Origin of the sequence: Methylobacterium sp. J-078 (assembly GCF_022829285.1) — a bacterium.
In the GTDB taxonomy this organism is placed as follows: domain Bacteria; phylum Pseudomonadota; class Alphaproteobacteria; order Rhizobiales; family Beijerinckiaceae; genus Methylobacterium.
On the sequence record NZ_JAKSYI010000132.1, the window covers coordinates 1 to 23,757 of the forward strand.

The 23,757-nt window shown below is 70.8% G+C and carries 22 protein-coding genes; 12 read left to right on the forward strand and 10 right to left on the reverse strand.

Going from position 1 to position 23,757, the window contains the following annotated elements; all coding sequences use genetic code 11:
- The 4 genes from MKK58_RS22715 to MKK58_RS22730 all read right to left on the reverse strand — a co-directional run.
- A partial coding sequence (locus tag MKK58_RS22715) for an ATP-binding cassette domain-containing protein (RefSeq protein WP_409565307.1) occupies positions 1-548 on the reverse strand: 548 nt, incomplete at its 3' end.
- A 2-nt stretch (positions 549-550) separates the two neighbouring features.
- Positions 551-1,480, reverse strand: coding sequence for an ABC transporter permease (locus MKK58_RS22720; protein ID WP_243915076.1), 930 nt, complete (start codon positions 1,478-1,480; stop codon positions 551-553).
- Positions 1,480-2,433, reverse strand: a complete 954-nt coding sequence (locus MKK58_RS22725) for an ABC transporter permease (RefSeq protein WP_243915077.1) — start codon at positions 2,431-2,433, stop codon at positions 1,480-1,482. Before MKK58_RS22725 ends, MKK58_RS22720 begins: the two co-directional genes overlap by 1 nt.
- A gap of 259 nt (positions 2,434-2,692) precedes the next feature.
- A complete protein-coding gene (locus tag MKK58_RS22730) occupies positions 2,693-4,309 on the reverse strand; it encodes an ABC transporter substrate-binding protein (RefSeq protein ID WP_409565297.1) in 1,617 nt (538 codons plus the stop codon).
- 405 nt (positions 4,310-4,714) lie between these two features.
- Here MKK58_RS22730 and MKK58_RS22735 point away from each other — a divergent pair, with 405 nt between their 5' ends.
- From MKK58_RS22735 to MKK58_RS22745, 3 genes are all read left to right on the forward strand, one after another.
- A complete protein-coding gene (locus MKK58_RS22735) occupies positions 4,715-5,815 on the forward strand; it encodes an efflux RND transporter periplasmic adaptor subunit (RefSeq protein ID WP_243915078.1) in 1,101 nt (366 codons plus the stop codon).
- The gene (locus MKK58_RS22740; RefSeq protein ID WP_243915080.1) at positions 5,812-8,913 is read left to right on the forward strand and encodes an efflux RND transporter permease subunit; all 3,102 of its coding nucleotides are present in this window, start codon (positions 5,812-5,814) and stop codon (positions 8,911-8,913) included. The genes MKK58_RS22735 and MKK58_RS22740 overlap by 4 nt, the downstream gene beginning before the upstream one ends.
- Before the next feature lie 188 nt (positions 8,914-9,101).
- The gene (locus MKK58_RS22745; RefSeq protein WP_243915082.1) at positions 9,102-9,644 is read left to right on the forward strand and encodes a TetR/AcrR family transcriptional regulator; all 543 of its coding nucleotides are present in this window, start codon (positions 9,102-9,104) and stop codon (positions 9,642-9,644) included.
- A gap of 24 nt (positions 9,645-9,668) precedes the next feature.
- Here the strand turns inward: MKK58_RS22745 and MKK58_RS22750 are convergent, their stop codons facing one another.
- On the reverse strand, positions 9,669-11,099 hold the full coding sequence (locus tag MKK58_RS22750; protein ID WP_243915084.1) for a PLP-dependent aminotransferase family protein: 1,431 nt from the start codon (positions 11,097-11,099) through the stop codon (positions 9,669-9,671).
- A gap of 357 nt (positions 11,100-11,456) precedes the next feature.
- Between MKK58_RS22750 and MKK58_RS22755 the strand changes: the two genes are divergently transcribed.
- The 8 genes from MKK58_RS22755 to MKK58_RS22790 all read left to right on the forward strand — a co-directional run bounded on the left by MKK58_RS22755 (position 11,457) and on the right by MKK58_RS22790 (position 18,507).
- A complete protein-coding gene (locus tag MKK58_RS22755) occupies positions 11,457-11,939 on the forward strand; it encodes an MSMEG_0572/Sll0783 family nitrogen starvation response protein (RefSeq protein WP_243915086.1) in 483 nt (160 codons plus the stop codon).
- An 82-nt stretch (positions 11,940-12,021) separates the two neighbouring features.
- On the forward strand, positions 12,022-13,101 hold the full coding sequence (locus tag MKK58_RS22760) for a Nit6803 family nitrilase (protein ID WP_243915088.1): 1,080 nt from the start codon (positions 12,022-12,024) through the stop codon (positions 13,099-13,101).
- Positions 13,055-14,152 (forward strand): MSMEG_0568 family radical SAM protein, encoded by a 1,098-nt coding sequence (locus tag MKK58_RS22765; protein ID WP_243915484.1) that lies wholly within the window; start codon positions 13,055-13,057, stop codon positions 14,150-14,152. The genes MKK58_RS22760 and MKK58_RS22765 overlap by 47 nt, the downstream gene beginning before the upstream one ends.
- Positions 14,149-14,712, forward strand: coding sequence for an MSMEG_0567/Sll0786 family nitrogen starvation N-acetyltransferase (locus tag MKK58_RS22770; RefSeq protein WP_243915090.1), 564 nt, complete (start codon positions 14,149-14,151; stop codon positions 14,710-14,712). Before MKK58_RS22765 ends, MKK58_RS22770 begins: the two co-directional genes overlap by 4 nt.
- Positions 14,709-15,698: a sll0787 family AIR synthase-like protein gene (locus tag MKK58_RS22775; protein WP_243915092.1), complete on the forward strand. Its 990-nt coding sequence runs from the start codon at positions 14,709-14,711 to the stop codon at positions 15,696-15,698. The genes MKK58_RS22770 and MKK58_RS22775 overlap by 4 nt, the downstream gene beginning before the upstream one ends.
- Positions 15,695-16,882: an MSMEG_0565 family glycosyltransferase gene (locus MKK58_RS22780; RefSeq protein WP_243915093.1), complete on the forward strand. Its 1,188-nt coding sequence runs from the start codon at positions 15,695-15,697 to the stop codon at positions 16,880-16,882. The genes MKK58_RS22775 and MKK58_RS22780 overlap by 4 nt, the downstream gene beginning before the upstream one ends.
- Positions 16,875-17,156, forward strand: coding sequence for an MSMEG_0570 family nitrogen starvation response protein (locus tag MKK58_RS22785; protein WP_243915094.1), 282 nt, complete (start codon positions 16,875-16,877; stop codon positions 17,154-17,156). Before MKK58_RS22780 ends, MKK58_RS22785 begins: the two co-directional genes overlap by 8 nt.
- Positions 17,157-17,187: 31 nt before the next feature.
- Positions 17,188-18,507, forward strand: coding sequence for an MSMEG_0569 family flavin-dependent oxidoreductase (locus MKK58_RS22790; RefSeq protein WP_243915096.1), 1,320 nt, complete (start codon positions 17,188-17,190; stop codon positions 18,505-18,507).
- Positions 18,508-18,539: 32 nt separating this feature from the next.
- Here MKK58_RS22790 and MKK58_RS22795 read toward each other — a convergent pair whose 3' ends face one another.
- The 3 genes from MKK58_RS22795 to MKK58_RS22805 form a co-directional block, all read right to left on the reverse strand.
- Positions 18,540-18,878, reverse strand: coding sequence for a hypothetical protein (locus MKK58_RS22795; protein WP_243915098.1), 339 nt, complete (start codon positions 18,876-18,878; stop codon positions 18,540-18,542).
- Positions 18,879-19,091: 213 nt separating this feature from the next.
- On the reverse strand, positions 19,092-19,856 hold the full coding sequence (locus MKK58_RS22800; protein ID WP_243915485.1) for an alpha/beta fold hydrolase: 765 nt from the start codon (positions 19,854-19,856) through the stop codon (positions 19,092-19,094).
- A 151-nt stretch (positions 19,857-20,007) separates the two neighbouring features.
- On the reverse strand, positions 20,008-21,276 hold the full coding sequence (locus tag MKK58_RS22805) for an outer membrane beta-barrel protein (protein ID WP_243915100.1): 1,269 nt from the start codon (positions 21,274-21,276) through the stop codon (positions 20,008-20,010).
- 307 nt (positions 21,277-21,583) lie between these two features.
- Between MKK58_RS22805 and MKK58_RS22810 the strand changes: the two genes are divergently transcribed.
- On the forward strand, positions 21,584-22,414 hold the full coding sequence (locus MKK58_RS22810; protein WP_243915102.1) for an FkbM family methyltransferase: 831 nt from the start codon (positions 21,584-21,586) through the stop codon (positions 22,412-22,414).
- On the opposite strand, the gene MKK58_RS22815 is transcribed toward MKK58_RS22810, so the two are convergent.
- Positions 22,409-22,942 carry an MAPEG family protein gene (locus tag MKK58_RS22815; protein WP_243915104.1) on the reverse strand — a complete coding sequence of 178 codons (534 nt, stop codon included), beginning with the start codon at positions 22,940-22,942 and terminating at the stop codon, positions 22,409-22,411. The genes MKK58_RS22810 and MKK58_RS22815 overlap by 6 nt on opposite strands.
- A 54-nt stretch (positions 22,943-22,996) precedes the next feature.
- Positions 22,997-23,704 carry a DNA/RNA nuclease SfsA gene (gene sfsA / locus MKK58_RS22820; protein WP_243915106.1) on the reverse strand — a complete coding sequence of 236 codons (708 nt, stop codon included), beginning with the start codon at positions 23,702-23,704 and terminating at the stop codon, positions 22,997-22,999.
- Positions 23,705-23,757: the final 53 nt, after the last annotated feature.

A 23,757-nucleotide genomic window follows, 5' to 3' on the forward strand; every position in this document is an offset into this window, starting at 1 on the left:
GCCCGGGCGATGTTGACGCGCTGGCGCTGGCCGCCCGACAGCTCGTGCGGATAGCGCGCCGCGAAGCGCGCCGGCTCCAGCCCCACCCGGGCGAGCAGGGAGCGGGCGCGCTCGATGGCCTGGCGCTTCGGGACCCCGTGCACCTGCGGCCCGAAGGCGATGGAGCCCTCGATGGTCATGCGCGGGTTGAGGGAGGAGTAGCTGTCCTGAAACACCATCTGGGCCTGGGCCCGGAAGTCGCGCAAGGGCAGCGCCCGGCTGCCGATGCGCTCGCCGTCGAACAGCAGGTCACCCGAATCGTGGCCGATCAGCCCCATGATGAGCCGGGCGGTGGTGGACTTGCCGCAGCCCGACTCGCCGACGACCCCGAGGGTCTCGCCCTTCAGGATCTCGAAGTCGACGCCGTCCACGGCGCGCACCACCGCTTTCGCGCCGCCGAACCCCTTCTTGACGGGAAAGTGCTTCACGAGGCGGTCGACCGTGAGGAGAGGCTGGGCCGGGCCGCCCCGGTCGCGGGCGATCGGAACGGTGGGCGCACCGATGGGCATGCTCATGCCTTCACCTCCATGGCGGACCGCAGGCCGTCGGAGAACAGGTTGAACGAGATCGAGACGATGAAGATGGCGAGCCCCGGCAGGGCGGCGACCATCGGGTTCACGTAGATCGCCGTGCGCAGGGTGTTGAGCATCAGGCCCCATTCGGGCTCGGGCGGCTTCACGCCGAGGCCGAGGAAGGACAGGCCCGAGGCCAGGATCATCGATACGCTGATGAGGCTGGTGGCGTAGACGAAGATCGGCCCGAGCACGTTGCCGAGCACCTGCACCCGCAGGATCGTCAGGGTCGAGGCGCCCGAGAGCCGGGCCGCGTCGACGTAGTCCCGGGCGCGGATCTGGGTGGTCACGCTCTCGGCCACGCGGGCGATCTGGGGCACGAACACGCAGGTGAGCGACACGATGGAGTTGACGATGCCCGCCCCCAGGGCGCCCGAGAGGGCAATGGCCAGCAGGACCGAGGGGAAGGCGAAGAACACGTCCACCGTGCGCATCAGCACGGTGTTGACCCAGCCGCCGACATAGCCCGCCAGGATGCCGATGGCGGACCCGATGACGAAGGCGAGGATGACGGGGGTGACGCCGATGAACAGGGACAGGCGCCCACCCATCATCAGGCGGCTCAGCATGTCGCGTCCGAGCTCGTCGGAGCCGAGGATGTAGGTCGCGTCGCCGATGGGCTTGAGGCGCCGCAGCATCGAGCCGCGATAGGGGTCCATCGGGGTGATCCAGGGCGAGAGCAGCGCCACCGCCACGATCGCCAGGATGACGCAGGCGGCCGCCATCGCCACGGGATCGCGCAGGAGCTTGTGGCCGACCTGCCCCCAGAACCCCCGCGAGGGCACGAAGGCGTCGGGCGCCGTCGGCGCCGGGGCGGTCCCGCCGGCGATGTCGAGGACGGGTGCCGCGGCCTGTGTCGCGTGTGCCATCAGCCCCTCTCGATGCGCGGGTCGAGCGCCGTCTGCACGACGTCGACGATGAGGTTAAGGGCGACGAAGAACATCGCCAGGACGAGGATCGAGCCCTGGAGAAGGGGCAGGTCGCGCTGGAAGATCGCGGCGTTCAGGAGAAAGCCTGTGCCGGGCCAGGCGAACACCGTCTCGATCAGGATCGAGCCGCCGAGCAGGTATCCGAGCTGCAGGCCCATGATGGCGAGCGCCGTCGGGGCGGCGTTCTTCACCACGTGCTTGAACACGCCGAACTCACTCATGCCCTTGGCCCGGAGCGCGCCCACGAAGTCCTGGGAAAGGATGTCGCCCACCAGCGCCCGGACGGTGCGGGCGATGACGCCCATGGGGATCACCGACATCGTGAGGGCGGGCAGGATGATGTAGCGCAGGTGGTCGAGATCGGGCCGCCAGTTGCCCGAGCCGTCCGGCCCGGCGCCGGTGGGCGGCAGCCAGCCGAGCTGGGCCGAGAACACGATGACCAGCACCATGCCGAGCCAGTAATGCGGCACGCTGACCCCGAACACCGACACCGCCGAGGCGAGCCGGTCCAGGATCGAGTTGCGGAAGTAGCCGGCCACGAAGCCGAACAGGCAGCCGAAGGTGAAGCCGATCAGCGTCGCCACGCTGGCGAGGATCAGGCTGTTGACCACCGCCCGGCCGACCTCCTGCACCACGGGGCGGCCCGTGGCGATGGAGATGCCGAGGTCGCCCTGGAGCACGTGCCAGAGCCAGATCACGTACTGTACCGGCAGCGGCTTGTCGTAGCCGTAGGCCGCCCGCATGGCGTCGATGGTCTCCTGCGTGGCGTCCACCGGGAGCACGGCGCTCAAGGGGTCGCCGGGGGCGAGGTGGACCAGCATGAAGCAGACAACGCTGACGCCGAGCGCCACCGGCGTGACGGTCAGCAGGCGCTGGAGGATGAACTTCAGCATGATGCGAAGCCTCGGAACGCATCGTCACCCGGCGACCATGCGGCCGAGGTCTTCGATCGTGAGCACGAAGCACCACGGGGCTCCCTCTCCTGGAAGGAGAGGGATGGGGTGAGGTGTAGTCCATGTCCGGAGAGGTCACGCACCTCACCCTGTCCCTCTCCTTCCAGGAGAGGGGACCCGCGCAGCCCGCGCGAAGTATGAACACGACCACCGCGAGGGGGAGGGTTCGTGCGCGCGCACATTCGCATCACCCGCTCCGTCACTTGCCCATCGAGATCGGCGAGAAGTCCTGGAACCAGTTCTGCGCCTGCACGAAGCCCTTCACCTTGGGGCTCATGGCGCGCGGGTTGGTGTCGTGGGCCACCATCAGGAACAGGGCGTCGTTCACGTATTTCTCGTGGACTTTCTCCAGGACCTTGGTCTGCTCGGCCGGGTCGAAGGTGGTGCGGACCTGATCGAAGAGCTTGTCCATCTCGGGGTCGCAGTAATGGCCCCAATTGGTGCCGTTGGGCGCGGCGAGGTTGCACTGGAGGTGCCGGATGAAGCCCGTGAAGGGGTCCTGGATGAAGTAGGAGAAGTTCATCCCCGTGGCCTTGCGCGACATGTCGGACTTCGCGCCCGCCCGCCAGAGGTTGATGAGCGTGTTCCACTCGACCACCTCGAACTCGACCTTGATGCCGACATCCGCGAGGTTCTGCTGGATGAACTCGTTCATCGGCAGGGGCTGCATCTGGCCCGAGCCCGAGGGCGCGATCAGGATCTTGGTGACGATGGGCTTGTTGGGCCCGTAGCCGGCTTCCGCCAGCAGCTTCTTGGCGGCCTCGGGGTCGTAGGTCGGCTTGAAGGTCGGGTTGCCGAACCAGGCCGAGCCCGGCGGCATGAAGCCCTGCGCGGGGATCATCAGGCCGTTGAGCAGTTCCTTCATGCCCTCGCGGTCGACGGCGAGGTTGGCCGCCTTGCGCACGCGGATGTCGTTCCAGGGCGAGCCCTCGGCGCGGGAGAGGTGCCAGGTCCAGTTGTGCGGGTAGGCGTTGGTGACGATGCCGAAGCCGGCGGCCTTGAGGGAGGCCACCGCGTCCGGCGGGGGCGCCTCGATCCAGTCGACCTGGCCGGAGCGGAGCGCGGCCACGCGGGCATTGGCCTCGGGCAGCGGCACGAGCACGAGCTTGTCGAGCTTCGGCACCCGGGCCTTGTCCCAGTACTCCTTGTTGGGCGCCATCTCGGCGCGCTCGCGCGGGGCGAACAGGGTCAGCTTCCACGGGCCGGTGCCGGCGGGCGTCTTGGCGAAGGCGTCCCAGCTCTTGCCGACCTTCTCCCACTGGCCGGGCGACGAAATCATGATCCAGGCGATCTGGTAGGGCAGCGTCGCGTCGGGGTTCTTGGTGATCACCTCGAGGGTGGTCGGATCGACGGCCCGGTAGCTCGCCACCGCCGGGATGCGCGAGCGCCCTTGCGCCGACTGGCGCGGGTCGAATTGCGGCGCGTCGGTCTTGAGGAGCTTGTCGAGGTTCCACACCACCGACTCGGCGGTGAAGGGCGAGCCGTCGTGGAAGGTCACGCCCTCGCGCAGCTTGAAGGTCCACCGGGTGTTGTCGGCGGGATCGACGGTCCAGCTCGTGGCGAGGCCCGGCACCAGCACGGAGGGCTTGGTTGCCGAGGAAAGGTCCCAGTTGATGAGCCCGTCATAGACCGTGTAGCCCGTGAACCGCATGCCCTCGCCGCCATTGTCGGCCTGCCCCGTGGTGAGCGGGATGTCGGAGGCGGTCATGCCGATCTTGAGCACGCCCTGAGCGAAGGCGGCGGGCATCATCACGCCCGACACCAGGGCGGCGGCGAGGAGGCGGCGGGTCGACCAACGCGAAACTGCAGTGAACATTCGGGACCGTGTTCCTCGTGAAGGGCGCGCGCCCTGACGGCACCGTGAATGCAATCCCCCGGCCAGTTCACGCCGCAGTGCACACGTGCACCCCGTAGCGGACTCCGGACGCCCGTCGGTTCGTGGCCGCGCCGGATTCGAGTCGGGGGAAACACGACAATCTGCCTGTTTTGCGGGCATGGCCGTCTCAGAGCAGGGCGTGCCCTATCCTCATCCGTCGAGCGTGATGAAATCTTGAGCGCTCGTGCCGGGCGACCCGGGCCGCCCTCGTGTCGGCTCTCCAGAGATCTCGCCCGAGGATCTCGCCCGAGGATCTCGCCCGACACCCCCAATTGACGGCGGCTGTCCGCGCAAATAGATTTTGATCATAATTTTAAACGGGCACCGGCCGGACGGAGATGAGCGATGCGGACGAGAATGGTCCCAGGTCTGGTCGGGCTGGGCCTTTCCGGGCTGGCCCTGGCGGCCTGCTCGCCGGCGGAGACGGCGGTGACGCCCGAGCCGCCCCTGGTGCAGATTGCCGAGGTCAGCCCCGGCCCCGGTGCGGTCTCGCGCTACACCGGCGTGATCCGGGCCCGGACCGAGAGCAATCTCGGCTTCCGCGTGGGTGGCAAGATCTTCGAGCGCCTCGTCGATCCGGGTGACCGCGTGCGCCTGGGCCAGCCCCTGATGCGCCTCGACCGCACCGACTTCACCCTCGCGCTCAACGCCGCACGCGCCTCCGTCGAGGCGGCTCGCGCCCAGATGATCAAGGCCAGGGCCGACGAGGCGCGCAGCCGCAAGCTCGTGGCCGACGGCTGGACCTCGAAGCAGACCTACGACCAGAACAAGGGCGCGGCCGATGCCGCCATCGCCCAGTTCGCGAATGCCGAGGCCCAGGCCAGCCAGATCGAGAACCAGGCGGCCTATGCCGAGCTTCAGGCCGATGCCGACGGCGTCGTCATGGAGGTGCCCTCCGAGCCCGGCCAGGTGGTCGCGGCCGGCCAGACCGTGGTCAGGCTCGCCCGCGACGGCGCCCGCGAGGCGGAGGTGTTCCTGCCCGAGGGCAGCCGCCGCGCCGCCGAGGGCGAAGCCTCCGCCACCCTCTACGCGGAGGGCGCGGCGACCTACCCGGCGCGCCTGCGCGAATTGTCCGCCACCGCCGACCCGGCCACCCGCACATACCGGGCGCGCTACATCCTCGCGGGCGGCGGCGAGGCCGCGCCGCTCGGCGCCACCGTCACCCTGCAGCTCAAGGCCCGCGCGGCGGACCGAGCCGCGAGCGTGGAGGTGCCTCTCGCGGCCCTGTTCGACCAGGGGCGCGGCACGAACGTCTGGCGCTACGACGGCGCCACCGAGACCGTTCGCCCGCAGGCCGTGCGGGTCGCCCGCATGGGCGAGGAGCGCGCCGAGATCGTCGCCGGTCTGAACCCCGGCGACCGGATCGTGGCGCTCGGCGCCCACCTCCTCAAGGCCGACCAGCGGGTGCGACCGGCCCCCGCCAGCCTGACCGGGGTGGAGCGATGAGCGCCTTCAACCTCTCGGCGCTCGCCGTCCGCGAGCGGGCCGTCACCCTGTTCCTGCTGATCGCGCTCACGGGCGCGGGCTTCTTCGCCTTCCAGAAGCTCGGACGGGGCGAGGACCCGGCCTTCACCGTCAAGGTCATGACGGTCTCGGCCGCCTGGCCGGGCGCCACGTCGGAAGAGATGCAGCGCCAGGTCGCCGACCCCCTGGAGAAGCGGCTGCAGGAACTCGTCTACTACGACCGGGCCGAGACCACGGTGCGTCCCGGCCTGATGATGACCAAGGTCATCTTCAAGGACAACATGCCGCCGGCCAAGCTCCAGTCCGAGTTCTACCAGGCCCGCAAGAAGCTCACCGACCAGGCCTCCAGCCTGCCGCGCGGGGTGCTGGGGCCGCTCTTCAACGACGAGTTCTCGGACATCTACTTCGCCCTCTACGCCGTGCAGGCCAAGGGCCTGCCCCACCGCCAGCTCGTGCTGCGCGCCGAGGACCTGCGCCAGCGCCTGCTGCGGGTGCCGGGCGTCGAGAAGATCAACATCCTGGGCGAGCAGGCCCAGAAGATCTTCGTCGAGATCTCCTATCAGCGTCTGGCCACCCTCGGCATCACCGGCCAGCAATTGCTCGCAGCACTTGCCAACCAGAACGACGTGACCCCGGCCGGCTTCGTCGAGGCCGCGGGTCCGCGCGTGTATCTCCGCCTCGACGGGGCCATCGACGGGCTCGACGCCATCCGCGACCTGCCCGTGGCGGCCGGCGACCGCAGCCTGAAGCTCGGCGACATCGCCGAGGTGAAGCGCGGCTACGAGGACCCCAAGACCTTCGCGATCCGCAACGACGGCGAGCCGGCCCTGATGCTCGGCCTCGTGATGAAGCCCGGCTTCAACGGCTTGAAGCTCGGCGAGGCGCTCAACGCCGAGGAGGTGGCGATCCACCACGAGACGCCGGTGGGCATCGGCTTCACCAAGATCACCGACCAGGCCAAGGTCATCGACGACGCCATCCACGAGTTCATGGTCAAGTTCTTCACGGCGCTGGGCGTGGTGATCTTCGTGTCCCTGGTGGCGCTCGGCTTCCGGGTCGGCATCGTGGTGGCGCTGGCCGTGCCGCTCACCCTCTCGGCGGTGTTCGTGGTGATGATGGTCACGGGCCGTGACTTCGACCGCATCACGCTGGGCGCCCTCATCATCTCGCTGGGGCTGCTCGTGGACGATGCCATCATCGCCATCGAGATGATGGTGGTGCGCATGGAGGAAGGCGCCGACCGCATCGAGGCGGCGACCCATGCCTGGAGCGCCACCGCCGCGCCGATGCTCACCGGCACCCTGGTGACCATCGCGGGCTTCCTGCCCGTGGGCTTTGCCGCCTCCACGGCGGGCGAGTACGCCGGCAACATCTTCTGGGTGGTGGCCTTCTCGCTGATCGTCTCCTGGATCGTGGCCGTGACCTTCACGCCCTATCTCGGGGTCAAGCTCCTGCCGAACATCGGACGCGTGGAAGGCGGGCACGCGGCGATCTACGCCACCAGGAACTACGAGCGCCTGCGCCGCGCGGTGCGGATGTCCGTCGACCACAAGTGGCTGGCCGCCGGCATCACCGTGGGCCTGTTCGCCCTGGCCGTCGTGGCGATGGGCCGTGTCGAACAGCAGTTCTTCCCGAACTCCGAGCGCCCCGAACTCATCGTCGAGGTGACCCTGCCGGCGGGCTCGGCCTTCGCCACCACGGAAGCGAGCGTCAGGCGCGTCGAGGCGGCCCTGCGCGACCTCCCCGAGGCGGGGGAGATCACGAGCTATGTCGGCCAGGGCATGCCCCGCTTCGTGCTGTCCTTCGATCCCGAACTGCCCGATCCGGCCTTCGCACAGATCGTGGTGCAGACGGCCGATGCGCATGCCCGCGACGTCCTGCGGGGCAAGGTGCGCAGGCTCGTCGACGAAGGGCTCTTCCCGGAGGCACGCGTGCGCGTGCTCCAGATCGTGTTCGGGCCGCCGATCCGTTTCCCGGTCGCCTTCCGGGTGGTGGGGCCCGACCTCGACGTCATCCGCGGCATCGCGGGGCAAGTCCGGGATGTCATGGCGGCCAATCCCGCCATGCGCCTCGTCCACCTCGACTGGGGCGACAGGACCCCGAGCCTGCATCTGGCCTTCGACCAGGAGCGCCTGCGCCTGATCGGCCTGACCCCGAAGGAGGCCGCCCAGCAATTGCAGGCCTACCTCAACGGCACGCCCGCCACCCAGGTCCGCGAGAACCTGCGCGCCGTCGACGTGCTGCTGCGCAGCCCCGGCCCCGAGCGGCGCTCCCTGGCCGAGATCGGCGACCTGACCCTGGCGACGAAGGACGGGCGCCAAGTGCCGGTCTCCCAGGTGGCGCGCCTGGAGAGCCGCACGGAGGACGCGGTGCTGAAGCGCTACAACCGCGAGACCTACATCCGCGTGCAGGGCGACGTGCTCGACGGAAGGCAGCCGCCGGACATCCACGCCCAGGTCTTCCCCCTGCTGGCGCCGATTAAGGCCAGGCTCCCGCCGGGCTACCGCATCGACACGGCGGGCGCGGTGGAGGAGAGCGAGAAGGCAATGCTGTCCCTGGTGGCGGTGTTCCCGATCATGCTGATCGTGACGCTCACCGTGATCATGATCCAGGTGCGCTCGTTCGCCACCATGTTCATGGTCTTCGCCACCGCGCCGCTCGGCCTCGTCGGGGCCGCGCCGACACTGCTCATCTTCCACCAGCCCTTCGGCTTCAACGCGATCCTCGGCCTGATCGCCCTGTCGGGCATCCTGATGCGCAACACCCTGATCCTGGTGGATCAGATCCATCACGACCAGGCGGCGGGGCTGTCGAACTACGAGGCCATCGTGGAATCGACCGTGCGCCGGGCGCGGCCCGTGATCCTGACGGCTGCGGCCGCCATGCTGGCCTTCATTCCCCTCACCCACTCGGTGTTCTGGGGGGCGCTCGCCTACGTGCTCATCGGCGGCGTCGGGGTCGGCACCCTGCTGACGCTGCTGTTCCTGCCCGCCCTCTACGCCCTCTGGTTCCGGGTGGCGCGCGCGCCGCGAGAGCGCCCGGCCGCATCGGCCGCCGGGTCCCTGCCGGACCCGGCCTGAACCTGAGGGCATCCCGAATCGCGCGGCTCGTCCTTCGGCCGCGCGGTCCGCCGGCCGGCCCGCAATCCTGCCCCCCTCATGCGGGCCGGCCGGCCAGGACGACATCCAGGCGCTCTTCTTGAATGACGATCCGCATCTATATTGAGGGATCGGCCGGACGGGAGGGCCAAGCACAGGAGTGCCATGCAATGCCGAGGGTTTCGCAGGAGCAGGCCAGGCTCAACCGCCGGCGCGTGGTCGAGGTCGCCGCGACCCTGTTTCGCGAGCGCGGCCTGCACGGGGTCGGCGTCGCCGACATCATGGCCGCCGCCGGCCTGACCCATGGCGGATTCTACGGCCAGTTCGCCAGCAAGGATGCGCTGGCCGCCGAGGCCTTCGACAGCGCGCTGGCCGAGGACCGGCGCGGAGCGCTGGACGCCCTGATCGCGAACTACCTGTCCGTCGGGCACGTGAGGACACCCGGTCAGGGTTGCCCCCTCGCGGCCCTGGCCAACGACGTCGCGCGCGAGGCGCGGGGAAGCCCGCTCCGCGCCCGGTTCACGCAGGGCGTGCGGGGCCTCACCGATCTCCTGACGGAACTCACGCCGAAGGGCGCGCGCGAGCGCCGCCGCCAGCGCGCCCTGGCGAACCTCGCGACCCTTGTGGGCGCCGTTATCCTCGCCCGCGGGGTCGACGATGACGCGCTCTCGGAGGAACTGCTCGACGCGGCCCGGGCCGCGGCCTACGCCTGAGCGCGGGCCCTTCGGAGCGCCGTCTCAGATGTAGGTCGAGGCGAGGGCCGGCGAGCCCTCCAGCGCGTGGCCGAGCTGTTCCAGCCCCTGGCGGATCCGGAGGCGCGTCGAGGGTCCGCCGAGGCAGAGGCGAACGGCCTCCGGCGGCGTCCCGGCCACGCAGAACGGGTCGCTCGCCACGACGCCGAGACCCGCCGCCCGGCCCTGGCTGGCGAAGGCCGAGCGGGTCCAGCCCTCCGGCAGGTCGATCCAGACGTGGAACCCGTGCGGATCCGCGGTGACGCGCGCCGCCGGCAGGATCTCGCTCACCAGGCGCTGGCGGGCCACCGATTCGGCCCGCACGAACTGCCCGATGGCCTCGGCCGTCCCGTCCATGATCCAGCGGGTCGCCAGGGCGGTGGAGATCGGTGAGGCCATCACGGTGGCGGCGCGCAGGGCGCTCCCCAGCGGCAGGGCGGCGCGGGCGCTGGGCGCCACCAGGAAGGCGAGGCGCAATCCCGCCCCCAGGCACTTGGCGAGGCCCGCCACGTAGTAGGTGATCTCCGGGGCCAGGGTCGCGAAGCTCGGGGGCGGGGCCGGGCACAGATGCGCGTAGGCATCGTCCTCGATGATCGCCACGGCGTAGCGGCGGGCCACCGCGATGACCGCCTCGCGGCGCGCGCGCGGCATCGTGGCCGTGGTGGGGTTTTGCAGCAGCGGGTTGAGGTAGATCGCCTTCGGGGCGACCCGGGTGCAGGCCGCCGCGAAGGCGTCGGGATCGACCCCGTGCCGGTCCATCGGCAGATCGACGAGGCGCAGCGACAGGTGCGCGGCAAGCGCCCGGATCCCCGGATAGGTGATGCGCTCGGCGCAGATCGCATCGCCGGGCCGGGCCACCTGTCCCAGCACGCTGGACAGGGCGCTGTGGGCGCCGGGGCAGATCAGCAGGCACGGGCGCGGGGCCGCGACGCCGCGCGCCGCCAGCCACCGGGTCGCGGCGTCCTTGTCCGCCTCCGTCCCGCCGAAGCCCTGGTAGCGCAGGAGGTTGGGCAGGTCGCCCGAGAGGTCCGCGAAGGCGGCCTGCATGCGTGCCAGCAGGGCGGGGTCGTCGGGCTCGGGCGGCAGGTTCATGGTGAAGTCGACGAGGCCCGCCCGGGCCGGCTCGGCCGTGCGCGGCGCGCGGGCGGGCTCGACCACGAAGGTGCCCTGCCCCACGCGCCCCTCGACGAGGCCGCGCCGATGGGCTTCCACGTAGCCCCGCGAGACGGTTGTGAAGTTCAGGCCGATGCGGGCCGCCAGGGCGCGCTGGGTCGGCAGTCGTGTCCCGGCCCGCAGGCGGCCGGTGCGGATGTCCTCGGCCAGGGATTCCACGATGGCCCGGTAATGCGGCTTGCCCCAGCGCCCGAGATCCGGCGCCCACGCGCCGGAGACGCGGTCCACGGCGTCCGGCCCGTATTCCTGCCGCCCTGAACCCATGCGCCCCGCCCCTCGCCCGCCGATCCGATCAAGTTCGGATTGTATGGCTAGCAATCCGCGTACCGGCAGAATGCCGCGGAGCGACATCGATCGTCTTCCGATCAATGCGATCAATGTTCGTTCAGTTCGAGTGCAGTAACTGGCGCGACGAGAGGCACGGTGGCAAGTCGTTCGGCGTTCAAGCTGGTCCCGTCACCGCGCGCATTCCTGCACATTGATCGCAAAATTGTATGTTTTCAAGAAGCGATCATTTCGGAGGCGATGGTTCGCATTGTCCTGGCACACGGATTGCCATGCTTCTGCCGTGACCGACCCGCGGCCGATGCCGGCGGTCCCGTCCAGCGAGGAGCCTGAGCCATGCCCGCCGTGAACCGCGAAGCCCACAAGAAAGGTGATTACTTCGTCGATTACGAGGAGAAGGTCTTCGAGGACGTGAAGGCGGAGCCGGGCCAGAAGGCGCTCGTCACCTTCCACACCGTGGCGTTCGAGGGCTCCATCGGCTTCGTCAACCTGCTCCAGGCCACCCGGCTGCAGCGCAAGGGGTTCGAGACCACGGTTCTCCTCTACGGGCCGGGCGTCACCCTCGGCGTGCAGCGCGGCTTCCCCACCCTCGGCGACGAGGCCTTCCCCGGCCACCAGAACTTCAACAACCAGATCGCCAAGTTCATGGCGGAGGGGGGCAAGGTCTATGCCTGCCGCTTCGCGCTCCAGGCCCTCTACGGCCACGGTGAGCCGTCGCTGATCGAGGGTATCCGCCCGATCGCCCCCACCGACGTCCTCGACTGCGTGCTCCTGCACAAGCGCGACAACGCGGTGATCATCGACACCTGGACGGTCTGAGGAGACCGCGGACCGCCGAAACACGCGCTGGCGGATGCGGTGCTCCTCGCCCGCGCGTCATCCACGCCCAGGAGGTTCACCCATGCCTGAGAGCCGGATCGTGCGGGCTGCCGCCGTCCAGATCGCGCCGGACCTCGACCGGCCCGAGGGCACCCTGGAGCGCGTGCTCAACGCCATCGACGCGGCGGCCGCCAAGGGCGCGCGGTTCATGGTCTTTCCCGAGACCGTCGTGCCGTACTACCCGTACTTCTCCTTCGTGCTGCCGCCCGCCCTCCAGGGGGCGGAGCACCTGCGCCTCTACGAGCGGGCGGTGGCGGTGCCCGGCCCGGTGACGCAGGCGGTCTCGGCCGCCGCCCGCCGCCACGGCGCCGTCATCGTGCTCGGGGTCAACGAGCGCGACCACGGCTCGCTCTACAACGCGCAGCTCGTCTTCGACGCCGACGGCACGCTCAAGCTGAAGCGGCGCAAGATCACCCCGACCTACCACGAGCGCATGGTCTGGGGGCAGGGCGACGGCGCCGGTCTGACGGTCGTCGAGACCGCGGTCGGCCGGGTCGGGGCCCTGGCCTGCTGGGAGCACTACAACCCGCTCGCCCGCTACAGCCTGATGGCCCGGCACGAGGAGATCCACGCCGCCCAGTTCCCCGGCTCCCTGGTCGGCCAGATCTTCGCCGACCAGATGGAGGTGACGATCCGCCACCACGCCCTGGAGGCGGCCTGCTTCGTGGTCAACGCCACGGGCTGGCTCACCGACGAACAGGTGGCGCAGGTCTGCCCGGACGAGCGCCTGCGGGGCGCCTGCCGGGGCGGCAACTGCACCGCCATCGTCTCGCCGGAGGGCCGCCATCTCGCCGAGCCGCTCGGCCCGGGCGAGGGCATCCTCATCGCCGACATGGACCTCGCCCTCGTGACGAAGCGCAAGCGGATGATGGATTCCGTCGGCCACTACGCCCGCCCCGAGCTCCTCAGCCTCCTGCACGACGACCGCCCCGCCGCGCCGATCCGGCGACCGGCCTCCGCCCCGTTCGACTTCCGGAGCCCCGACCATGAGCCGCGCGATCCTGAGTCTGCCGCCCGCGACGCGTCTCCCCACCCCGGCCCCGGTCACCGCCGGGATGCCGACGGAGCGCCTGATCAACGCCCTGCAATCCTTCGGGGTTAGGCTCTCGGACGCCCGCGCCGGCGTCGCCAGCCGGCGGGGCGGCGCCGGCCCCTCCGACCACAAGGCCATGACCATCGCGGGCCGCACCGTGATGGTGCCGGTGCATACCGGGACCGCCTTCGAATCGCCCTTCCTGGTGCGACGCCCCGACCCGGACGGCGTCTGCGAGATCGAGCACGAGGGCGTGGTGATCGGGCGGGCGACCTTCCCCGGCAAGCCCCGCTTCTACGCGCTCTCGACCTTCGACGGCGTGCCCTATTCGAAGATCGCCGTGCTGCATGGGCGCGACGTGCTCGCCACCACCGTGCTGCAGACCTGCATCCGCTACCAGAGCCGGACGAAGACGTGCCAGTTCTGCGCCATCGGCCAGTCCCTCGCCGCCGAGCGCACCGTCGCGCGCAAGACGCCGGAGCAGCTCGCCGAGGTCGCCCGCGCCGCCGTGCTCCTCGACGGCGTCAGGCACATGGTGATGACCACGGGCACGCCGAACGCCACCGACCGGGGCGCGGCGATCCTGTGCGAGAGCGCCTTCGCGGTGAAGGCGGCCGTGGACCTGCCCATCCAGGCCCAGTGCGAGCCCCCGGACGACGACCGCTGGTTTTCCCGCCTCAAGGCCTCTGGGGTCGACGCGCTCGGCATGCACCTGGAGGCGGTGACCCCCGAGGTTCGCGCCCGGATCATGCCCGGCAAGGCGAGCGTGCCCCTGGAGCGCTACTACGACGCCTTCGCGACCGCCGTGCCGGTCTTCGGGCGTGGCCAGGTCTCGACCTACATCCTCGCGGGCCTCGGCGACGCGCCGGAGGCGATCCTCGCCGTGGCCGAGCGCCTCGTCGGCATGGGCGTGTACCCCTTCGTGGTGCCCTTCGTTCCGATCTCCGGCACCCCCCTGGAGAGCCATCCGGCGCCCGCACCCGATTTCCTGCACGCGGTCCTCCGGCCCCTGGCCGACCTCCTGGCCCGGGCCGGCCTCGTCTCCACCGACATCAAGGCGGGTTGCGGCCGCTGCGGCGCCTGCTCGGCCCTGTCGAGCTACGAGCGGGCTCCCGCATGATCTTCGAGCCCGTGCCGCCCTACCGGCCGAGTCATTTCCGGGTCCGGTTCGCGACCAGCCCCTGGGAGCTGCGTGCCTGCGCGGCCCTGCGCCGCCAGGTCTTCTGCGTCGAGCAGGGCCTGTTTCGCGACCGCGCGGACGGCCACGGCGACGACCGGGACGCCATCGACGCGCACGCCATCCCGATCTGCGCGCTCTCGACCCTCGCGGGCGATCCCGACGCGGTGGTCGGCACCGTGCGCATCCACGCCGCCGCCGAGACGCCGGGCACGTGGTGGGGCTCGCGGCTCGCCGTCGCCCGGCCGTTCCGGGGCACCGCCTCCCTCGGGGCCGGCCTGATCCGCCTCGCCGTCTCCTCCGCCCACGCGCGGGGCTGCACGCGCTTCCTCGCCCACGTGCAGGAGCCGAACGTCGCCCTGTTCGAGGCGCTGCACTGGCACGCCCTCGCGCGCCTCGACCTGCACGGGCGGCCGCACCGCCTGATGCGGGCGGATCTGTTCGCCTACCCGCCCCTGCTCGACCCCGGGCACGGACTCGTCGCCCTGCCGAGGGCCGCGTGAGCGGGCTCCCCGACCTCGACGCCCTGGCGGAGGGCGTCCGGCGCGCGCGCGGGCTCGCCCACAAGCGCGACATCGACGCCGTGATGCGCCGCCTCGGCCTCGCCGGCCGGGGGGCGGCGATCCCGGTGGGAGACGATTGCGCCGCGATCCCCGACGGCGACGGCCACCTGCTCGTCGCCGTGGAGGGGTTCCTGGAGGGCTTCGTGGCGGCCGACCCCTACTTCGCGGGCTATTGCGGCATCATGGTCAACCTCAGCGACGTCGCCGCCATGGGCGGGCGCCCGATCGCCGTGGTGGACGCCCTGTGGGCGCGGGAGCAGGCTGAGGCCGATCCGGTCCTGGCGGGCCTCGCCGTGGCCGCCAAGCTCTACGGCGTGCCGGTGGTGGGCGGTCACAGCAACACCCGCGCGCAGGCGCCCAACCTCGCGGTGGCGGTGCTGGGACGCGCCGGACCGCGCCTGCTCACCAGCTTCGACGCGGTGCCGGGGGATTGCCTCATCGCCGCCATCGACCTGCGCGGGCGCTTCCGCGATCCGCATCCCTACTGGGACGCCTCCACGGGCGCGCCGGGGGAGCGCCTGCGCGGCGACCTCGACCTCCTGCCCGGCCTCGCCGAGGACGGCCTCTGCCGGGCCGCCAAGGACATCAGCATGGCGGGCCTCGTCGGCACGGCGCTGATGCTCCTCGAAGGCTCGCGCGCCGGCGGCTGGATCGACCCCGCCGCGATCCCGCGCCCCGAGGGGGTCGCCCTGGGGCGCTGGCTCGGCGCCTTCCCGAGCTTCGGCTTCCTTCTCGCGGCGGCACCCGAGCGGGTTCCCGCCATCCTGGCGCGCTTTGCCGGGCGGGGCATCGCGGCGGCCGCCATCGGGGGCATCGACGCGAGCCGGGTCGCGCGCCTGCGCGACGCCTCCGGCGCGGAGGCGGTCGTGTGGGATTTCTTGGCCGGTCCCCTGATCGGCTGCGGCGGGCCGGAGCACGCCGCATGAGGCGCCTGCGCATCGCCCTCCTCACGCACTCGACCAATCCGCGCGGCGGCGTCGCCCACTGCCTCGCCCTCGGGGAGGCCCTCGGCGCCCTCGGCCACGAGGCGGTGGTGCACGCCCCCGACCCGACCGGGCGCGGCTTCTACCGGGCGGCCGCCTGCCCCGTTGTCTCGGTGGCCGCCCGCCCCGTCACGGGCTCGACGGTCGACCTCGTCCGGACCCGGATCAACGACTACCTGCGCCATTTCGGATCGCCGGCGGCCTGCGACTTCGACCTGTTCCACGCCCATGACGGGATCGGCGGCAACGCGCTGGCGACCCTGCGGCATCGGCGTCGGATCTCCGGCTACGTGCGAACGGTCCATCACCGCGACACCTTCGCGGACCCGGTGCTGGACGACTGGGAGGCGCGTTCGATCCAAGACGCGCAGGCCCTGCTCTGCGTCAGCCGGACCTGGGCCGAACGGCTCCGGACCGAGTTCGGCGCTTCCGCGCAGGTCGTGGGCAACGGCGTCGATCCCGCGATCTACCGCCCTGACCCCGACGCCACCGATGCGGGCGCGCGGGTGCGCTGGGGGCTCGGGGCCGGCCCGGTGGTGCTGAGCGTCGGCGGGTTCGAGGCGCGCAAGAACACCGCGACCCTGATCGAGGCCTTCGCGGCCTTCCGCGTGCGCCATCCGCAGGCGCAGCTTCTGGTGGTCGGGGGCGCCTCGCTCCTCGACCACGCCGCCTACCGGGCCCGCTGCGCCGCCCTCCTGGCGGACAGAGGCCTGACGGTCGGCCTGGGCTGCCCCGTGGTCGAGACCGGCCCGGTCCCGCAGGGCGAGATGCCGGCCCTCTACCGCCTCGCAGACATGCTGGCCCTGCCTTCCTGGACCGAGGGGTTCGGCCTCTGCGTGCTGGAGGCGATGGCCTGCGGCACCCCCGCCATCGTCTCGGCGGGACCGCCCTTCACCGAGTATCTCGGCGCCCGCGACGCGCTCTTCGTCGATCCGGCCGATCCAGACGGCCTTGCGCGCGCCATGGCCCGGGCCCTTTCGCCGCCCGTCCGCCGCCGCCTGCGCGCGGCCGGGGCCGCGGTGGCGCGGGCCCATTCCTGGCGCGCCTGCGCCGAGCGCCACCTGCCGACCTACGAAGCCTGCCTCCGTCCGGAGGCCTCCCTGACCGCCGAGGTCCACGATGCCTGAGATGCGCTTCCACGTCCGCTGGCCCGACGGCCGGCGCGAGGCCTGCTACTCGCCCTCCCTGGTGATCAAGGACTACTTCGCCCCGGGCGAGACCTACCCCCTCGACGACTTCGTCGCGAAGGCGCGCACGGCGCTGACCATCGCCAGCGAGCGCGTGCGGGAGAAGTACGGCTTCGCCTGCTCCTCGGCCCTGGACCAATTGCAGCGGATCGAGGCCGCCGCTCGGGCGCAGGCCCCGGACGGAAGGGTCACCGTCGAGGCCTTCGAGCCGTGAGCCGAAATCGCCACCAGCGGGAGCCACGTTCATGACCTCCAGTACGCCCCACCTGCCCGTCGCGATCGTCGGCGGGGGCCAGGCCGGCCTCTCGGTGAGCTACCACCTCCAGCAGCGCGGCATCGAACACCTCGTCTTCGAGCGCGCGCGCGCGGCCCACGTCTGGTCGAGCCAGCGCTGGGACAGCTTCTGCCTCGTGACCCCGAACTGGCAATGCGACCTGCCGGGCCATCCCTATGACGGGCCGGACCCGGACGGATTCATGAAGCGGGACGAGATCGTCGCCTACCTGCGGGCCTTCGTCGCCAAGGTGAATCCGCCGATCCGCGAAGAGGTCTCGGTCCTGCGCGTCGAAGCGGCGCAAGAGGGCGGCTACCGCGTCCATACCTCCGCGGGCGACTACACCGCCGACGCCGTGGTGGTGGCCTCCGGCGGCTACCAGCGACCGATAATGCCCCGCATGGCCGAGAAACTGCCCGGTTCGCTCGTGCAGGTCCACGCGAACGCATACCGGAACCCGGCCCAGTTGCCGGAGGGCGCCGTCCTCGTGGTCGGCTCGGGCCAGTCGGGCGCGCAGATCGCCGAGGACCTGCATCTGGCAGGCCGCCGGGTGCACCTGGCCGTGGGCGACGCGCCCCGCTGCGCCCGCTTCTACCGCGGCCGCGACGTCGTCGCCTGGCTCGCCGACATGGGCTACTATGAGATGTCGGTCGATCAGCACCCCTTGCGCGACGGGGTCCGCGACAACACCAACCACTACGTCACGGGGCGCGACGGCGGGCGCGACATCGACCTGCGCCGCTTCGCCCGCGAGGGGATGGCGCTCTACGGTGCGCTGGAGGACTACGCGGACGGGACCTTGCGCTTCCGCGACGGCCTGAAGGCCACCCTCGACGCGGCCGACCGGACCTACAACGGCATCAACGCGGCCATCGACCGGCACATCGCCGAGAACGGGATCCCCGCCCCCGAACAGGCCCCCTACCGGCCGGTCTGGGAGCCGGAGGCGCCGGTGACGCATCTGGACCTCGCCGGATCGGGCATCGGCGCCGTCGTCTGGTGCATCGGCTTCGCGCCGGATTTCGGCTGGCTCGACGCGCCGGTCTTCAACGGGGCGGGCCAACCCAAGCACCGGCGCGGCGTCACGGCTCAGGCGGGTCTCTATTTCATCGGACTACCCTGGCTGCACACCTGGGGCTCGGGCCGCTTCGGTGCCGTGGGCCGCGACGCGGCCTACGTGGCCGCGGCGATCGAGGCCCAGCTGAGTGGGCCGTTGCTGGGCGAGGCCGCTGCGCAGCCGCACGGCACGATCCCGGGCCACGGTGCGGGGCATGCGGCCGCCCATCCGTGAGCCGGCCCGGTTTCGGGGGCCGGTGCGCCCCGTCAGGTCTGGCGCGGGGCCTGCCAGCGCCGGAGGCTCCAGGCGGCCGCTCGCCGGCCGCGCGGGTGGTGTTCGAGGGCGCGCGGAGGCCCCTCCAGCAGGTCCAGGGGCGGCGGCTCCGGCCGTTCCGGCGAGATGATCTCCACACGGATCCTGCGCGGGGCCGCCCGCCGGGCCGGCCGGGCTTCCGGAAGAAACCAGAAGCCGCCGAAGCCGAACAGGCAGGTCGAGGCGATGCCGATCGCCCACCAGTTCGGTGTATCCTGGATCATCAGCACCACGAGTCCGGCAAGGGCGCAGGCCGCGGCGAGACTCCTGTTCGTGATCCGATCCGAAGACATGCCCTACGGTCGGGGAGCACCATTTCCCATCTCGTGAAGACATCCCGTCAACTTGTCTTCACCCGCGGTTTGTCCACGGCTCCTGAGAATCGTCTTGGCAACCAAGCCGAAAACGGTTCGCGTCCGTTCCAGCGCGCGCATGCGACGTCATGCGAAGGGCAGCCCTCGTGCACGAAGCAGAAGGGATTGCCGGGAGGAGGTCTCAGGTGCCCCTCAGGGCCGTTTGGCCAGGAAGTCGAGGACGCCCGCCCGGTGACCCCGGTCGCCCACCGCCGTGCTGTGGTCGCGGTTGGGCAATTCGAGGGCGGTGGCGTTCGGCAGGAGGGCGGCCAGCGCCGGGCCTGAGCCCGAGACCGTGTCGAGGGTGCCGACCGTGACGAGGACCGGCATCTCGATCTGCGCGACCTCGGCCCGCGACAGGGCTTGGCGCGAGCCCCGCATGCAGGCGGCCAGCGCCCGCAGGTCGCTCTTCGTCTGCTCCGCGAAGGTGCGGAAGGCGGCGGCCGTCGGGTTCGGCGCGGGGGCGCCCGGCTCCGCCTCCAGGGCCTCGGCGATGCCGTCGGGCAGGCCCCTGCCCTCGACGAGGTGCAGACCGAGACCGCCGAGCAGAACCGAGCGCACCCGCTCCGGCTCGTCGAGGGCGAGGAAGGCGGAGATGCGCGCGCCCATCGAGTAGCCCATCACGTCGGCCCGTTCGATGCCGAGGTGGTCGAGGAGGCGGCGCGCGTCCTGCGCCATGATGTCGGAGCCGTAGGCGTCCGGATCGTAGAGCTTCTGGCTCTCGCCATGCCCCCGGTTGTCGAGGGCGACGACCCGGTAGCCGGCCTGCGTCAGGGTCCGGACCCAGAGCGTGTTGACCCAGTTCACCGCGTGGTTGGAGGCGAAACCGTGGATCAGCAGGATCGGGTCGCCCGATCCGCCCTCGGGGGCCGCGTCGATATACGCGATGGCGACGCCGTCGGAATCGAAGGTCTGCATGGGCTCGGGCCTTATCGGTCTGGGCATGGTGCCTGCCTCATTGGACCGCCCGCCGCCCCGACGGAAGCCCCGGGGTGACGCGAGAGCACGAATGAAAGCGGCGGCAGGTTTCCCTGCCGCCGCTCGAACGCATCGCCGTTGTCGGACTGGATCAGAAGGTGATGCCGGTCTCGATCATGTAGCGCTCCTGCGAGGTCTTCACGCCGTTGCGGCCGAAACCGGTGCCGACGTTGAACGCGCGGTCGACGGTGATGTCGTAGAGCTGCACGGTCGAGAACTCGCCGCGAACGAAGAAGCGGTCGAAGGTGAAGGTCGGGGTGACGGTGAACGACAGGGCGGAGCTGCCGGGTCCATAGAGAACGTTCGACTGGAGCGGGAGGCCCGTGCGGCTGTTTCCACTCTGCGCGATGTATTCGAAGCGACCCGCAAGGGCGAAGTTGTCCGTGAAGGCGTAGCTGGCGAGGACCGCGCCGCCGAAGGTCTCGGCTCCGGCGAGGCCGATGAAATCGTTCCGCTCGACGTTGGTGTACTGAACGTACGGCGTCACGATCCAGGGGCCGTCGGCATAGGTGTAGTTCGCGCTGATGATGCTGCTGTTCTGCAGCGTCGCGGGGGTCGCGAACTGGTTGCGCAGGCTGCGGTCCGAAAGGTCGAACTTGGTGTAGCTGGAGAAGTGGGTGCCGCCGTTGATGCCGATCGTGTTGGCGGAGTCGATCTTGTAGGTGATCGCGCCCGTGACCCAGTTGAGCTCACCCGAGAAGAAGCCGTCGGTCGCGGCGAACGAGGCCGCCCACGGGCCGTCCGAGTAGTTGATCTGCACGCCGTGGTTGATGATGTTTTCCTGCGCGAAGAGGAGGCCGCGCGAGATATTGAGGTTCTGGAAGGTGAAGGGCAGTTCCGAGCCGATCAGGGTCGGCATGCGGCCGCCCTGAACCGACCAGTTGTCGTTGATCACGTACTTGCCGAACACGATCGGAGCGGGCGAGAACAGCAGGTTGGTCTGATCAAAGGCGCTGAAGATCGGAGCGCCCAGGCCCGGGATCGAGTAGGCGCCGAAGGCGGCGTAGAACTGGAAGGCACCATCGGCCTTCTGGATGAAGCCCATCAGGTTCGAGAAGTCGGCGCGCCCGAAGCGATCGGCGGCAATGCCGGGGAGCGCGATGGAGGTCACATTGCTCTGATCGTAGAAGTACCCGCTGACCGCGCCGCCGACGTAGATGTCGCCGAACGCGCCGAGGGTGAGGCAGGCCGGGTTCGGGTTCTGCTTGATGACGCCGCCATAGGCCGGGAACGTGATCTCGGCCTTGCAGGACGCCGGGACCGGAGCCGGGGCCACGGGCGCCTTCAGGTCGGCCGCATAGGCGCACGCCGACGAGAGCAGCAGGGCCGTGAGGGCGAGGAGCGGGCGGTTCATGGTCATCGAGGAACTCTGCGAAGGGGTCGGCGTTACGCCTAAGCTCGCAAAGGTTCCGCGCTGCGGCAAAGCTATCCTTTGTGCATCCGCCTACTTTTAGGGCAGATTAGGGGTGTTCCAAGTGGTTTGGGTCGTGGTGTTGCCACAATGGAACAGACCGACCGCGGGCGGACGGGCCCTCACCGCTCGGCCGTGAAGCTTACCGGGATCTCTGCTGTGTCGCGCTTCGCCTGAGCTCAGCGTCCATTGCGGACGCGGCCGAATCGGGCCTCGCGCTTGCCGCCATCGCCGCGGGCTGGCATCAGCACCCGCGATGAGAGACTCGCAGCCCTACGGCACCTACGCACCCACCGGCCTCGTCGCGCGCATCGCCGAGCGCACGGGACGCCTGTCCTACGGAAGCTGGGGTGGACGGCGCCTGTCGCTGTTCCTGCGTCGGATCGCGATCGGCCTCCTGCGCGGCCAGCCCCTCGACGTGGAGCGCTACGGCGCGCGCATGCGCCTCTATCCGTACAACAACAACTGCGAGAAGAAGGTGCTCTTCACGCCGCAATTCTTCGATCCCGAGGAACGCGAACTCCTGCGGGCGAAGCTCGCGCCCGGCTGCACCTTCCTCGACATCGGCGCGAATATCGGGGCCTACGCCCTGTTCGTGGCGGCCTTCGCGGGGCCGCGCGCCCGTATCCTCGCCATCGAGCCCCAGCCGGACGTGTTCCAGCGCCTGGCCTACAACATCGCCCAGAACCCGTTCGGAACGGTCAAGGCCCTCGCCTGCGCGGTGGCCGACAAGGCGGGGGAACTCACCCTGTTCGTCGATCCGCGCAACCGGGGCGAGTCGAGCCTCAAGATCGTCGGCACCAACGAGGGCGCACAGATCCGTGTGCCCGCAGTGACGCTCCTGGATCTCGCCCGCAGCGAGGGCTTCACGGCCATCGATGCCATGAAGCTCGACGTGGAGGGGGCCGAGGATCTGATCCTCGAACCCTTCCTGCGCGAAGCGCCGGCCGCGCTTCATCCCAAGCTCCTCATCGTGGAGAACGGCACGGACCAGTGGCAGATCGACCTGCCGGCCCTGCTGGAGCAGCACGGCTACCGCCGCACCCGCAAGACCCGCCTGAACCTCATCTTCGAACGCGCCTCATGACAGGCTGGCCGCGGCCGAGATGACCAGGGCGGCGAGGCTGGGATAGAAGGTCAGCCCGAAACCCAGTGCCCGCGCCGCCGCACCCCGGGCGTAGCCGAGCCAGAACAGCAGCCGGCCGACACAGAACAGGCCCGCCAGCACCGGCACGACGGCCGCGTAGGACGCCAGGGTGACGGCGACCGCCAGGTGCGCGAACACCGCCAGGGCGGCCTGCTCGCCCGTGTTCGTGAGGAGCGCATGGGCGACCTTGATGCGCGCTCCCTCCGTCGGCGCCGTGGCCGCGCCGATGTCGTCGGGCGATGCGAAGCGCAACCGCGCGACATTCGCGATGGCCGCCGCGAACCAGGCCACCACCACGAGATCGACGCGCAGGGCGAAGGCGATCCGCTCGCCCGCACCGGCGGGCGGGGCCGCCGGGCCGGCCATCCCGAAGGCGAGGCCGAGGGCCAGGATGCCGATCAGTCCCGCGAGGACGGCACCCCGCCGCACGCCGCGCTGCTCGCGCAGGAAGGATTCGTCACGCTCCATGCAGCCCCATCCGGCGGCGGGTGCGGGATGAGCCCACGCACCGTCCGCGAAACCCTACGCCACCGGGATCGCGTCGGCGACGGTGATGCCGGCGGGGTCGATCCGACAGCGGTAGGCATGCACGGCGACGCCCGCCGCGCGGGCTGCCTGGAACGCCCGGTCGAAGGCCGGATCGAGGTCGCGGGCCGGTGCGAAGCGCTCCGCCCACATCTGCACCACGATGATCACCATGGCGCGCCCGCCCGCCGCCGCCACGGCGGCGAGGTCCTCCATGTGGCGCGCGCTCCGGGCGGCGACGCAATCCGGGAACTCGGCGAGGCCCGGCGCGCGCATGAGGTGACAGTTCTTCACCTCCACGTGGCAGGGCGCCACCCCCGCCCCGCCGGCCAGGAAATCCACCCGGCTCGCCCGTCCGTAGCGGACCTCCGGGCGCAGGCTCGTGTAGCCCGCCAGCGCCGGCAGGCTCCCGGCGGCGAAGGCCTCCGCCACCAGGGCGTTCGGGCGCATCGTGTTGATGCCGACCCATTGCGGCCCCCCGGGCAGGTCCGCTTCCACCAGTTCCCAGGAATAGCCGAGCTTGCGCGTCGGACTCGTCGCGCGCGACAGCAGGGTGCGGGCGCCCGGGGCGAGCAGGCCCAGCATCGCGCCCGGATTCGCGCAGTGTGCCGTGACGAGGGTGCCGTCCGCGCATTCCATGTCGGCCAGGAAGCGCTTGTAGCGACGCACGAGGCGCGCCTCGATCAGGGGCGCGGAAAAGCGCATCGACGGCTCCGGGGGCGGTTTTTTGAGGGAGAGACGGGGCGTTCGGGGGAGAG